We start from the raw sequence: 14621 nt of genomic DNA on the forward strand, positions 1-14621 counted from the left end.
CAACATAGTGATACAGAGAGAGGTTGAGAGGTTTGGTTTTTAATATTAAGGATTCAGCACAACGAAGCATTAAAACAGAATATCCAAGAGAAGTGAAAAAAATGGAGCATGTGTGGATTCCGATGTCTGATGGGGCAAAATTAGCTGCAACCATCTGGCTACCGGTTGATGCAGGAGATAAACCAGTTCCAGCCATCTTGGAATATATTCCATACAGAAAGAATGATTTTACAGCAATTCGCGACTCTGCAAGACATCCTTATTTTGCTGGCCATGGCTATGCAAGTATCCGGGTAGATATTCGTGGTTCCGGTGATTCGGATGGCATCTTAGTCGATGAGTACTTAAAGCAAGAGCAAGATGATGCATTAGAAGTTTTCAATTGGATTGTTCAACAGCCATGGGCATCTGGTTCGATTGGAATGATTGGAAAATCTTGGGGTGGTTTCAACGGCCTTCAAGTTGCTGCTCGCCAACACCCAGCATTAAAAACAATCATAACGATTGATTCAACCGATGATCGTTATGCAGATGATGTTCATTATCGAGGTGGTACAGTAATGGCATCGGATATGCTTTGGTGGTCATCAACAATGTTTGTCTACAATGCAAGACCTCAGGATCCAGAGATAGTAGGGGAGTCTTGGAAAGAAAATTGGCTTGATCGTCTAGAAAACACCCCGCCATTAGTAGAAGAATGGATGCGACATCAACGTCGGGATGATTATTGGAAGCATGGATCGATTTGTGAAGATTATTCAGATATTAAAATTCCAGTATTTGCTGTCAGTGGCTGGCAGGATGGTTACACCAATGCTGTTTTTCGCTTACTAGAACATCTACCAAAGGAAAGTAAGGGTTTGATTGGTCCGTGGGCACACGATTATCCAGAAGTGGCAACACCCGAACCGGCAATTGGCTTTCTACAAGAATGTGTCCGTTGGTGGGACCATTGGTTAAAAGGAATCGATACAGGAATAATGGAAGAACCAAAATTAACTTCGTGGATTCAAGACAGTGAACTGCCGAAAGTTACGTATGACGAACGCCCAGGTAAGTGGGTCGGGGATGCATCATGGCCCTCTGAAAATGTACAAGAAAAAGCTTTATGGCTAGCAAACAATAAATTAACAGAAACAAGAGTAAACGAAGGAACTACTTCTATTCCTAGTGTGCAGGAGCATGGTTTTTACACTGGTGTATTTTGTCCATTTGGCCAACCGGGTGATTTACCGGGCGATCAACGATTAGAAAATGGCAAGGCAGTTGTATTTACTTCTGAGACATTTGAGGAGTCAACGGTTTTATTGGGACAACCTGTACTCTATGCTGAGGTATCTTCAGATCAAGAAAATGCATTAATAGCCGTTCGACTATGTGATAAAGCACCAACCGGTGAATCAACGTTAATTAGTTGGGGTATGTTGAATTTGACCCATCGTAATTCTCATGAACATCCGGAAACACTAGTACCGGGTGAAAAATACAAAGTAGCTGTTGAGCTTGACGTATTAGGTCAACAAATTGAAGAAGGACATCAGCTAGAAGTAGCCATTGCACCAACTACATGGCCACAAGCATGGCCTTCAGCAAAGCCGGTGACACTTACTTTACATGCAGGGCAAGACACAAAGCTTGTTTTACCAGTTAGAACGCCACAACAAGAAGATGAAGATTGTGGGAAGTTTGGTCCACCAGAGACAGCACCAGTCATGGAGATAGAGGTTCTTCGAGAAGAAAAACGTACACGTGAAATTAGACATGATCTAATTAACGGCGTATGGAAACTAGAAGATTTTTCTGATGAAGGAGAAAGAAAACTACTTCATAACGGGGTAGAGCATGGAAGTATTAATTATAATACGTTCAAGATAAAAGAAAATGAACCGTTATCAGCCCATGTTCAATGTGAATGGGAATTAAAAGTTGGACGTGGTGATTGGCAAACGAAGTTAGTAAGTGTCAGTGAGATGACTAGTGATGAGTCGTTGTTTTATTTAATAAACACACTAACTGCTTATGAAGGTGAACAGGAAATATTCCATAAAACGTGGAAAACGGAAATTCCAAGAGACTTTATATAAGAACTAAAAAAGCAAGTCGCATTAGTGACTTTCGCGACTTGCTTACTTTTATTTTTCTACTCTCTTAGGAACATGGTTAAATATTTCATTTGATTCAAAGAATTCAACTAGGCGGTCAATCCAATCAAAGTACTCCAAGGACTTGTCAGATTGTTTCATAAATATAGCTGCTTTTTCTTTTTCCTCGTCACTACTATTATTATCTTCAAGAATCGAGGTTAACTCAGCTACATTCTTTTTTTCAATTTTTTTGTTTCGCTCAACAACATTTTTCCAATTAGAAGTAAACAAGGAAATAAAGTTTTGATAATAGTCTCTGTCAATATGGTAAAAATCTTTACGTGAACCTTTTACAAACACTTTTTCTGCAAGATTTATTTGGGCCATTTCACGCAAGACTTGACTCATTCTCGTTTTACTCATTCCTGTCTTTTCGGAAAGGGTATCGAGGTCTAGCGGTTTTCCTTCAAAATAAATGATTGCATAAACACGACCAATTGTACCGGGAAAGCCATAGGATTTCATATTTTCAGCAATCTGTTCAATAATACGATTATTTACCTGTTCTAATTTATTTTCACTGTTCATAGCATCAACTCTTTTTTTAAAATTATAACGATCTTAATTAAACCACCTAACCATTATTAACACTACACATCAGGCTAATTCTAATAAGTAAGACAACCATATCACAAGTGGAATAATTTAGGAAGCTTGAATATTGTGAGCATTTCCGCGGAATATGTCGAAATTCTACGTATGTAAACATTATAAACTTCGTAAACTTATTATTTCATAAAGTTTGTGCAATTAATAGTTTATATAGAGTTTTATTATTTGAATAGAGCAGGATACAATAGTAGATGTGAACAAGACCGCAGCCATTAAGAAGTTTAGGAGGAAGGCTTTTGATTGAATTAAAAAAGATAAACAAAGTTTATGATGATGGTTTTCAAGCGTTAAAAAATATTGATCTTACATTTGAAGAAGGACAAATTAACGTACTAATTGGGCCAAGTGGTTGTGGAAAAACTACAACAATGAAATTATTAAATCGGTTAACAGATTATACCGATGGCCAATTATTAATAGATGGAAAAGACATTAAAGAAATAAATCCAATTGAGCTTCGCCGTCGAATGGGATATGTCATCCAAAGCATCGGGTTATTCCCGCATATGACTATTTATGATAATGTCGCTACGGTTCCGAAACTTTTGAAATGGGAGAAATTAAAAATTAAGGAACGCGTTAAAGAGTTATTAACGATGGTGAACTTATCACCAGAAACATACATGACCCGTTACCCTTCAGAACTAAGTGGGGGACAGCAACAACGAATTGGAGTTATTCGTGCTCTTGCTGCAGAACCATCTACCATTCTTATGGACGAACCATTCAGTGCCCTAGATCCTATTAGTAGAGAGCAACTACAGGATGAACTCGTTCGCCTTCAAAAAGAAATCAAAAAAACAATCGTGTTCGTTACACATGACATGGATGAAGCAATCAAAATTGCCGATCAAATTATTTTAATGAAAGATGGCCACATCGTTCAAAAGGGATCTCCAAACGAAATTCTTGCAAATCCTGTCAATGATTTTGTAAGAGAATTTATCGGAGAGGAAAGATTAGGTACTACCGTTTCGCTTCCACCAATAGGTGAATTAATGCGAAAAAACTATCTATCTATTTCTACTAATCTATCGAAGCAAGAGACAATCGATTTTATGGTTGCTAATCAAGTATCTGAGCTACCTTTGGTTGATGAACAAGGTGGGTACAAAGGTGTGATTAGTCTTTACAAAGCATTAAAGAGTAAACAAACTAATTTAGTTGAACTGGCTGATCAATCTGTAGTAACAGTCGAAGAAACGACAGATGTTAACAGTATAATGGAACAATTTCTTCAGACGAATCCAATTATTCCTGTTGTTTCTGAACAAAACAAGCTTGTAGGAGTTTTAGAGACTTCTAAACTATTAGATGCGTTCCACCAAATTTTTAAGAATAAGAGTGGTGTGGCGTAAATGGAAATAATCTTAGATTATATGGAGTTTTGGCAGAGGAAATACGATTCCATCCTAGGTTATACCTATGAACATATGGTTATATCATTCGTTGCTATTTTTCTTGCTGTCGTAGTAACTGTGCCATTGGCAATCTACATGACGAAAATGAAAAACGAAAAAATCAAAAATTCTATTTTTAATATAGCCAATGTATTTCAAACGATTCCTACCATTGCCTTATTGGCAATTATGATTCCAATTCTTGGGATAGGCTTTAAGCCAGCTGTTGCAGCATTATTCTTATATTCATTATTACCTCTATTAAGAAATACCTATGCTGGTGTAGAGTCAATTGATCCAGGAATTGTTGAGGCTGCTAAGGGTATGGGATATAACACATTTCAACGTTTGTTTATGGTAGAATTGCCGGTTGCTCTTCCTTATATTATGTCAGGCATTCGGGTGACAACCGTCTATGTTATTAGCTGGACAACACTAGCAGCTGTTATTGGGGCTGGTGGTCTAGGAGGGTTAGTCCTAGCTGGTATTGGATTTAATGACAAACACATGATTTTCACAGGAACGATTCTAGCAATTGCAATAGCCTTATCGTTAGATTTTGTCTTTGGAAAAATTGAAAAACATCTATCCAGAGCTTAAATATATAAAATAAAAATAAAAGGGGACATTCTTTATTATGAAAAAATTATTATTTGCAAGTTTATTCGCAGTACTAGTATTAGCTTTAGCAGGTTGTGGTAACAGTGGATCAGCAGATGGTGGAGAAACATTTGAATTTGGAGCACAATCTTATACAGATCCAAAGATTATGTCACAAATCGTTAAGGCATTAGTGGAAGACCAAACAGATCATGAAGTAAATATTACAGAAGACATACAAGCTAGTCCGCAAATTATGGCTGCTTTAGATCGTGAAGAGTTCGATATTGCAACATTATATTCTGGTGAAGTTTACAACAACCACTTTGATGAAGGTGAAGTAGAGTATTCAACAGATCCACAACAAACAATTGACCAAGCACAAGAGCTTTTTGGTGCAAAGTATGACATGAAATGGTATGACTCTATCGGATTTAGTAACCAATACGGTATCGCAATCCAAGGTGATTTTGCTGAAGAAAATAACATTACAACCATGTCTGAACTTGGTGAATATGCAGAAGATCTTGTAGTAGGAACAGATAGTTCATGGGTAGAAAGAGCAAATGATGGATATGAAGGATACCAAGCAGCATATGGATACAGCTTTGGTGATGTCCGTGGAATGGAAGTTTCATTAATGTACGAAGGAATTAATAGTAATGATTTAGATGTAGTAACAGCTTATACAGTTGACCCTCAAATTTTAGAGTATGATTTAACGCTATTGGAAGATGATCAGGCATTCTTCCCACCATATGATGCATCATTAGTTGCTAGAAATGAAGTTATCAATGAATACCCAGAAATTAGTGATATTCTTGACAGCATTGTTGGTTTAATCAGCACAGAAGAAATGACACAATTAATCCACGAAGTTGATATTAATCAACGCCCAGCAGAAGAAGTTGCTGTTGAATTTCTACAAGAAAAAGGAATGCTAGAGTAATAGACAGGCACTCACGTAATTTATTAAGCTTTATTGTTGGAGCTAGTTAACTGGATGTGGCCTAAGAAACCACATCCAATTTTCATCATATCCTAAATAAATTTAAGAAGGTGATTTGACATGAGCTTTATCACTGAACTAGGCCTATACATGGCTGAAAACTATTCAACATTATTATCGTTAACTTTAGAACACATACTGATGGTTGTCTATGGGCTTGGGATGGCTCTTCTTGTTGGTGTTCCATTAGGAATTATAGCGGCAAGATATGAAAAAGTTGCTCCTCTTATCCTTTCATTAACAAACATATTGCAATTAATCCCAAGTTTGGCTATGCTTGCAATCTTAATGATATATTTCGGATTAGGCTTTGAAACAATGGTCATTGGATTATTCTTTTATTCCTTACTTCCAATTGTAAGAAATACGTATGTTGGAATTAGAGAGGTTGATCCGAGCATTACTGAAGCGGGTGTGGGTGTTGGGATGACTGCTTTACAGCTACTATACAAAGTACAGTTTCCACTATCTATTCCATTTTTAATGGCAGGGCTTAGAGTTGCTTCAGTTATTGCCGTTGCGGTTGCATGTATTGGACCCTATATCGGTGCAGGCGGATTAGGAAAAGAGATAATTTCAGGTATTAGTCTGCAATCGGATGTAAAAATCTATGCTGGTGCTATTCCGGCCGCATTACTAGCCATTACAGCAGATTTAATTCTAGGTAAAATAGAGAAAAATAAAAAACAACGGATAGCGTAAACAATCGCACATGCACATAGAAGGAGCGATGGTTTGATTTGAAACAGAAAGTATTTTCTAAGCTGAACGAATTATATGAGGAAATGGTAGAAATACGAAGACACTTGCATATGCATCCGGAACTATCGTTTGAAGAACATCAGACAGCCAAGTTTATTGCAGAATACCAATCTAAGCTTGGTTTAGAAGTTCGAAAAGGTGTTGGAGGCATGGGTGTTATTGCTACCTTACATGGTGGAAAACCTGGCAAAACGGTTGCCATTCGAGCCGATTTTGATGCGTTACCAATTAGTGAAGAAAATGATGTACCTTATAAATCAAAAAATCCAGGTGTCATGCATGCCTGTGGTCATGATGCACATACAGCTATAGCATTAGGGATGGCCAAAGCATTAGTAGAATATAAAGAAGAGTTAGAAGGTACAATTGTATTTATTCACCAGCATGCAGAAGAACAAGACCCAGGTGGAGCAATAGCGATGATTGAAGACGGTGCATTAGACGGAGTAGATGTTATATTCGCTACACACATGGAAAACTACATTCCCGTTAACACCATCTCTCATAGTAATGAATACATTTTCGGCTCATCAGATGATTTCGTGATTGACATTAAAGGTGTTGGAGGGCATGCAGCATTTCCACATGACACAACTGACGTCATTGCTATTGGAAGTCAATTAGTAAATAACTTGCACCAAATAGTTAGTCGTAAAGTAGATCCATTAAAGTCTGCTGTATTAACAATTGGTTCTTTCCGTGCAGGAAGTAAAGCAAATGTGATTTCAGGTATGGGAAGATTAGAAGGTACAGTACGAACTTTTGATAAGGATGTTCGACAGCAAATGCATGATTGGATACAGCAAATAACCGAACATACATGTAAGGCATTTGGTGCTGACTTTGATGTTAATTATCAATTTGGATATCCAGCAACGTTAAACGATAGAACCATGAACCAGTTGCTCGTAAATGCTGCAATGGATGTTTTACCAGAAGATAATATCAAAGAAGAGCCACCGACAATGGGGGCGGAGGATTTCTCCTATTTTCTTGAACATAGACCGGGAACTTATTTCTTTACTGGTTCAGCCAATGAAGACAAAGGATTCATTTATCCCTATCATCATCCGAAGTTTGATATAGATGAAAGAGCACTATTAAATGGATCAAAAGTAATGAGTTCAGCAATTTTTGACTACTGGAAACAATACAACATAAAATAAATGATTGGGGTCAGACCTACATAGCCATTTGACTATATAGGTCTGGCCCTTTTTCGTAAAGTGGAATGGATCAACTATTCATTTTATTTAAATCTGAAGTAAAGGATTCATAAGTACTACAATTATAGATCAAGTAAAAGAATAAAAACATCTTTTTTCGTATGTGGTAGTGGCTTTTCCAAGGAGTGTCTACCTTATCATGGTATTTTCCCAACAACTAGTTACTTACGGTCAAGTTTTATTGAAACCTCCCTTTTGTTACTTATCATCGATATGTTATTTTTGTTTCAAGGAAGTTTTAACCATAGCAGACAAATTTCTAGCCATGGTTAGAATTATTATGGACACTAGATTTATGCCAATGTTTTATTAAGAAAATAAGTAGATTTTGTTACGAATGCATATCTCATAATTGTTTGTGTTATACTTTTAAATCATGGAAAGAGAGGTTATCGATGAAAGAGCTTATAAAAACTGGAATAAAAGGTTTAGATATGGTTCTTAGTGGCGGTATTCCTAAGGGCAATGGTGTTGTGATAACCGGCGCACCAGGGACAGGTAAAACTACGATAGGAATTCAATTTTTACACCAGGGAACCATGATAGGTGAGCCTGGTTTATATATAACGTTTGAGGAATTACCTGAACAAATTTATAGTGATATGTTAAATTACAGAATTGATCTTGAAAAACTGGAAGGTGAAAACCTTTTAAAAGTTATTACTCTTTCACCTGAGATCTTGCTTAGAGAGATGCTTCAGCCATCCGGTTTATTTGAGGAATTGGTTCAATCGATAAACTGCCAAAGGATTGTTATAGACAGCTTAAGTTTAATTAAGTATTTTGAGCAAGATGATCGAGAAATGAGGAAATCAATTTATTCTTTAAAAAACTCACTTGTAAGAAATCGGTTGACGTCTCTTTTGATTGTAGAACAATCTACTCGTCAAAACGAAATTCCGTTTGAAGATTTTGTTTTTGATGGTGTGATTCAATTAGATTTTATCGAAAAGTTTAACGATTATAAGGAAAGAACATTGGAAGTTTTAAAGATGAGAGGAACTAAAGTATTTGAGGGAACGCATACCTATCGATTTATAGACGAGGGAATATACCTTGTTCCTTCTCACATACCTGTAAATAGGTTTATTGCTCCAAATGATTCAGCCGTTACCACCGGCGATAAATTGCTTGATAAATCATTAAATGGTGGAATTCAAAAAGGGCTAATTTATTTATTCGAAGTAGATAGCATCGCTGGGTATAAGTACATTCTAATTTCCATTGTGACCGAGCTCTTAAAGAAAGATAGAAAGTTTGCCTATCTTTTATCAAATACTATAACAATCAATGAATTATTTATGCTTTTTAAAAGGTACAATATTGATTTAGAGGAATATATCTTAAATAAAAAGGGTGTTTTTACTGAACAATATAATAGGGCCATAGATCCTAAGATTGCTTCACATGTTTATAACATAGCAAACGTTGATGACGAGGATTTTAAGGCATTTGTATTTGAGAAACTAGTAGCATCTATAAAAAATGATATAGATAGTAAAGATGGAGAATGGTTTTGGATATACAATATAAACTCGATTCTGGAAAACAGAGGGATAGATTTTGTAAAAGATATCTACGTCGAGTTAGTAGCAGCAGAAAAAGAAATTGGAATTACTTCATTTGTAATTTGTAATGCTGATAAAACGGATAGGGAAACGTTGGCATTGCTTCAACAAAAGTCGGACGTTATTATAAAAACGTGGGTGTATAACAAATATCAATACCTACAGGTCACAAAATCTCAGTCAGGTATAGTTTCAGCTCCATATATAGTTGAAACCATAAATGAAATACCTTTTTTTCGATTACTATAATAGGAGCCAATTGAATGGACGGATATAAACAACTAGTAGAAACAGAATGCGTACATTTTTTTTCTAAAAATAAAAATAGCTTTGAAACGCAACATAGCCTTGCAACACGTTTAGGTAGAACAGAAGAACACATAACTGCAACTTTGGAGCACCTTGTTAACACTTCTTTCTTAGAGATCCGTATAACCGGAACACAGAAGCTTTTTTACTTAAAAAAAGATGGAAACTATGTTCCTAATAACGAAATTAGCCGTGATGAGATGGAGTTTCAAACCATAATACATGAGTTGGATAGCCTTACTAAAAGGGAAAAAGAAATTGCCTTTAACGTAATTAACGGATTGGATAACCAAACCATCGCAGAAAATTTATCTATAAGTTTTCATACTGTCAAAAACCATATTACCAGTATTTATGAGAAGTTAGGAGTTAAGGATCGGATACAATTTACAAAGAAGATCTACGATAAAAGAAGGTAAGTCTTACTTTATCCTTTACTATATATAAAACTATAAAAAAGTGACCGTTTGCATTTTAAACGGTCACTTTTTATTATCATTACATTTTTATAGGAAATGATTCCTGTTTTTAAAATCTTAGTGAAGTAATAAAAGGAACTGTAGTGGATAGTATAAAAAGAGTATTTATGAGAAGGTGAAGAATAAGCAAAATAACATCTTGAATCTATGAAACATAGTTTTATAAATTTTTAAATTTGGAGGGGGACCACATCAAAAATAGTATAACAAGGCAATTCATAATAGGGATGACAGTATTATTTATTGCCGTACTTATAGGAAGTATCGCCCTTTTTGTGATACAAGTCAATTTTAATGAAAATCGAGCTTTAATTCAAATAGGTTTTATTTTCTACCTAGTAGTCGTGTTGTTGACTATCATGCTAATAGGGAGGTCAATGGTAATACGAATAGTGATTCCACTGAAGGAATTGGCTACAATAGCTAGTCGAGTAAGCGCTGGTGAAAGAAATTTAAGGATTACAGAATTAAAGCGGACGGATGAACTAGGCGTTTTATCAAATACTTTTCAAAAGATGATCACGGATATTGATGCATCTAATAGGTTAGTGAACGATCTAAATGAGGAACTTACAGAGAAAAATAAAGATTTGGAACAAATTGTTTATATTTCTTCTCACGATTTACGTTCCCCATTAATAAATATCCAAGGTTTTAATAAAGAAATTCTAAATGAGCTGAAAGAAATTCGGGAAATATTGGATCAATCATCAGATTTGTCTGAAGCACGGGAAAAGATTATCCATTTATTGGACGAGGACATTCCAGAAGCATTTACTTACATTTTATCCAGTACACAGAAAATGGACTTACTACTTAATGCATTGCTTAAACTATCCCGAGTAGGAAGAAGCTCATTAAGTTTAGGCCCAGTTGATATGAATCAGTTGGTTGCTAAAATTGTCCGTACTTTTGAATATCAAATAGAAGAGGCAGCCATTTCCATACAAATTGACGATTTACCCAGCTGTATGGGTGACGAATCCATGATCGATCAAGTGTTTTCTAATTTTCTAAGTAATTCAATAAAGCATATGACCAATGATAGACCAGGAAAAGTGAGAATTCATGGTTACATCAAAGAGGATGAAACAATTTATTGCGTCGAAGATAATGGGATAGGAATTGATAAGAAGTATCAGGAACGGATTTTTAATCTATTTGAAAAAGTGGATATTGATAAAGCAGGGGAAGGATTGGGTCTAACTATCATTCGAAAAATCATTGAAAAACATAAAGGTTCAGTATGGCTTGATTCGAGCCCTAATAAGGGGAGTAAGTTTTTTATTTCAATTCCAAGTCCTAAATAATATAAGAATACGATTTTAAGGAGAGACGCTTAATGAATGAAGATATTATAGTAATTGTCGCTGAGGATGATGATGGTCATGCAACTTTAATCCAAAAAAACTTAAAACGAGCGGGTATTATGAATGATATGCTTCGTTTTCGTAATGGAGAAGAGGTATTGGATTTTTTATATGATCGAAAAGAGGAAAAGAGAAATCCCGAGCTTTATTATTTATTATTACTGGATATACGTATGCCAAGAGTTGATGGGATTGAAGTCCTAAGGCAATTAAAGGGAGATGAAAGGCTTAAGTCATTGCCAGTCATTATGCTAACGACTACAGATGATCCAGTAGAAATTAACAAGTGTCATCAATTAGGCTGTAACAGCTATGTTGTAAAACCATTAAACTATGAAAGTTTCATTGAGGTTATCAATAGACTAGGGCTCTTTATGAAGATAGTGAAAATCCCCAACCAACTAAACGAGGGATTTTAGTATGCTTCAATCATTAAAGGATTATCCTGCTATTCAGGATTCCTATAAAGTAGTTGTAGCAGAAGATGACGCTGGACTAAATGTATTAATCCAAAAGAAACTTAAAGAAAATGGGTTTTCAGTAGTAAGTGCAAAGAACGGTTTGGAAACAATCAATCTTGTTGAGACAAATGATCATATAATTATATTGTTAGATTATTTACTACCAGACATGAACGGGAAAGATATCATACTGAAGCTAAAAGAAAAGGAACTGAATGTTCCCTTTGTAATGATGACAGGTATTTCAGACATTGAAACGGTTCTTGAAATGATGAAACTAGGTGCAAAGGATTACTTAGTAAAGGATTTAGATTTTCTAGATCTTATCCCTCTCACAATGCAAAAGATTGCCACTGAACTTGAAAACGAAAGGATATTAAATAGAAGTAAAGAGAACAATTTGCTTCTTACTCGTGCTATCGAAGAAATTACCACCGGAGTCATTATGACGGATCCTAACCAGTCAGATAATCCCATTGTTTATGCTAATCCTTTTTTTTATAAACTTACAGGCTATTCGAAAGAAGAGGTTATTGGTTTAAATTGCAGACTTTTGCAGGGAGAAGGGACAGACCCAATTGCACTGAAAAAAATCCGGGAAGCAATTGAGAAAGTGGAATCTATCTCTATAGAGATAAAAAATTATTCTAAGGATGGATCAGAATTTTGGAATGAGCTTTTGATTACCCCTGTCTTTAACCAGGAACATCAATTAATTCGGTTTATCGGACTTCAAAAAGACATCACTGAGCGTAAGCGTGCAGCTGAGCAAATTGAAACGATGGCCTACCATGATTTTTTGACCGGCCTTCCAAATAGAAGGAAGTTTGAAAAAGAATTGAGCGATCATTTAATTAACTCCAAGGGAGGACACAATAAAACGGCGGTCATTTTGTTAGATTTGGATCATTTTAAGATAATTAATGATACGTTAGGTCATCTTGCTGGAGATACATTGTTAAAACAACTTGCTGAAAAGGTCAAACAGAATTTTGGCGGACAACATTCACTATATAGGATCAGTGGAGATGAATTTTGTATTATAATGCCCCACGTAGAAGATAAATATGAAGCTAGAATTCTAATGGAAAAGGTTTTATATCAAATAAGAGAAGAAATAATCATCGATGGTCACGAGATTAATATAACTGCCAGTGCCGGTTTATGCTTGTCACCAGAAAATGGGGACACTGTAGAGGAACTACTTAAAAATGCTGATTCTGCCCTTTATTATTCTAAATCTAGAGGGAGGGACCAGGGGGAAATTTACTTCTCCACCTTAAATGCTAAATCATTTAAACATTTTACTTTAAGAAATGATTTAAGGAAAGCCATAGATAAAAAACAATTATTTATTCAATATATGCCTAGGGTAGATGCTCAGACGCAACAAATCGTTGGAGTAGAAGCACTATTAAGATGGGATCATCCCGACTGGGGGCTTGTATCCCCTTCTGAATTTATCCCCATCGCAGAAGAAACGGGTATGATTGTACCAATAGGAAATTGGGTACTAAGAGAAGCATGTTTGCAAAGCAAGCAATGGATTAAAAAAGGGTATCCTCCTATTGTATTATCTGTCAATTTCTCAGTTCAACAACTGTTGAGAAACGATGTGCTACAAACGATTGAGGAAATTCTTGAGGATACAGGTGTCTCGCCGGATCATTTGGAAATTGAAGTCACAGAAAGCTCCTTTATATCAAATGAAAAGGAAGTCACCCAGGTGTTGGGAGAGCTGAAAAAACGTAGGATTAAAGTAGCGCTAGATGATTTCGGAACTGGATATTCGTCATTATACTTACTTATGCGATTACCTTTAGATACAATAAAAATGGATAAGTCATTTGTAGAAGAAATTCTTTTAAATCCAATAAATAAGAGTATTGTTATTAGTATTTTAGATTTAGCCAAGTCACTCAATATGCGACTGGTAGCAGAAGGCGTTGAAACACCTGATCAGTACACCTTTCTTAAAGAACGTCGCTGTGACGAGATACAGGGTTTTTACTTCAGCCCTCCAGTGAGTCCAGGACAGTTTGAAAAACTTTTAGAAAATAAGAAGTGGCAGTTGGAAATGACTAGTGAAAAGAAGGATAAACAAGAAAATCGTAGAGAACACTTCCGAATTTCACTAGTTAATCCGCTAATAATGCAGATGACCATTTCTATGTTCAAAGGAAAAGAAGTGAATATGGGCAGTACAGAGGTTTTTGTTACAGATATAGGCCCAGGAGGTCTAAGAATTATGATGGGACTCAAACTGCCAGTAAACAATGATATACAATTAACTTTGACCGGCGATATCTTAGATGACACCTTTCATTTCCAGGGTAACATTAGATGGATTAGAGAAATAAAAGATGGTATTGTCTTTGAGTTTGGGTTCCAATTCAGAATCGATGAAAATGAAAGAATAAGATTAACTAGGACATTGAATCAACTAGCAATCAAGTTACGAAATAATAAGCCACCGACTAAACAGTTATTTATGGGAGATCCAGTTAAAGAAATAGTTAAAAAACACAATAATACAAAATTGATTCAAAAATAGTTAATATTTGAGTCCGTGTTTTGGTTGATTGAGTTTGGCCAAAAGGGATGTGGAAAAGAATACTAAATTAAATCATTTCAGACTAAAGTAACAGGCACATCAAAGAGTAAATAAATGTCTTTTGGTG

12 protein-coding genes are annotated in these 14621 nt (G+C 35.6%); 11 read left to right on the forward strand and 1 reads right to left on the reverse strand.

Features of this window, described 5'->3' with window-relative positions; genetic code table 11:
* The first annotated feature begins 32 nt into the window (after positions 1-32).
* On the forward strand, positions 33-2084 hold the full coding sequence (locus tag GH741_RS02295) for a CocE/NonD family hydrolase (RefSeq protein ID WP_205677303.1): 2052 nt from the start codon (positions 33-35) through the stop codon (positions 2082-2084).
* Positions 2085-2132: 48 nt separating this feature from the next.
* On the opposite strand, the gene GH741_RS02300 is transcribed toward GH741_RS02295, so the two are convergent.
* A complete protein-coding gene (locus GH741_RS02300) occupies positions 2133-2672 on the reverse strand; it encodes a GbsR/MarR family transcriptional regulator (protein WP_153735156.1) in 540 nt (179 codons plus the stop codon).
* 320 nt (positions 2673-2992) lie between these two features.
* On the opposite strand from GH741_RS02300, the gene GH741_RS02305 reads away from it, so the two are divergent.
* The 10 genes from GH741_RS02305 (at position 2993) to GH741_RS02350 (ending at position 14494) form a co-directional block, all read left to right on the forward strand.
* On the forward strand, positions 2993-4114 hold the full coding sequence (locus GH741_RS02305; RefSeq protein WP_153735157.1) for a betaine/proline/choline family ABC transporter ATP-binding protein: 1122 nt from the start codon (positions 2993-2995) through the stop codon (positions 4112-4114).
* On the forward strand, positions 4115-4756 hold the full coding sequence (locus GH741_RS02310) for an ABC transporter permease (RefSeq protein ID WP_153735158.1): 642 nt from the start codon (positions 4115-4117) through the stop codon (positions 4754-4756).
* 37 nt (positions 4757-4793) lie between these two features.
* A complete protein-coding gene (locus tag GH741_RS02315) occupies positions 4794-5705 on the forward strand; it encodes an ABC transporter substrate-binding protein (RefSeq protein ID WP_153735159.1) in 912 nt (303 codons plus the stop codon).
* Positions 5706-5825: 120 nt separating this feature from the next.
* Positions 5826-6467, forward strand: a complete 642-nt coding sequence (locus GH741_RS02320) for an ABC transporter permease (protein ID WP_153735160.1) — start codon at positions 5826-5828, stop codon at positions 6465-6467.
* Between the two features lie 38 nt (positions 6468-6505).
* A complete protein-coding gene (locus GH741_RS02325) occupies positions 6506-7693 on the forward strand; it encodes a M20 metallopeptidase family protein (protein ID WP_153735161.1) in 1188 nt (395 codons plus the stop codon).
* A 455-nt stretch (positions 7694-8148) separates the two neighbouring features.
* Entirely contained in the window at positions 8149-9570 is a 1422-nt protein-coding gene (locus GH741_RS02330) for an ATPase domain-containing protein (RefSeq protein ID WP_153735162.1), read from the forward strand.
* A gap of 14 nt (positions 9571-9584) precedes the next feature.
* Positions 9585-10049, forward strand: a complete 465-nt coding sequence (locus GH741_RS02335; protein ID WP_153735163.1) for a response regulator transcription factor — start codon at positions 9585-9587, stop codon at positions 10047-10049.
* 287 nt (positions 10050-10336) lie between these two features.
* Positions 10337-11419 carry a sensor histidine kinase gene (locus GH741_RS02340; protein WP_153735164.1) on the forward strand — a complete coding sequence of 361 codons (1083 nt, stop codon included), beginning with the start codon at positions 10337-10339 and terminating at the stop codon, positions 11417-11419.
* Positions 11420-11451: 32 nt separating this feature from the next.
* A complete protein-coding gene (locus GH741_RS02345) occupies positions 11452-11898 on the forward strand; it encodes a response regulator (RefSeq protein WP_153735165.1) in 447 nt (148 codons plus the stop codon).
* Between the two features lies 1 nt (position 11899).
* Positions 11900-14494 carry an EAL domain-containing protein gene (locus tag GH741_RS02350; protein ID WP_153735166.1) on the forward strand — a complete coding sequence of 865 codons (2595 nt, stop codon included), beginning with the start codon at positions 11900-11902 and terminating at the stop codon, positions 14492-14494.
* The last annotated feature ends 127 nt before the right edge of the window (positions 14495-14621 follow it).

The sequence above is a fragment of the Aquibacillus halophilus genome, from assembly GCF_009649745.1.
Classification (GTDB): Bacteria; Bacillota; Bacilli; order Bacillales; family Amphibacillaceae; genus Aquibacillus; species Aquibacillus halophilus.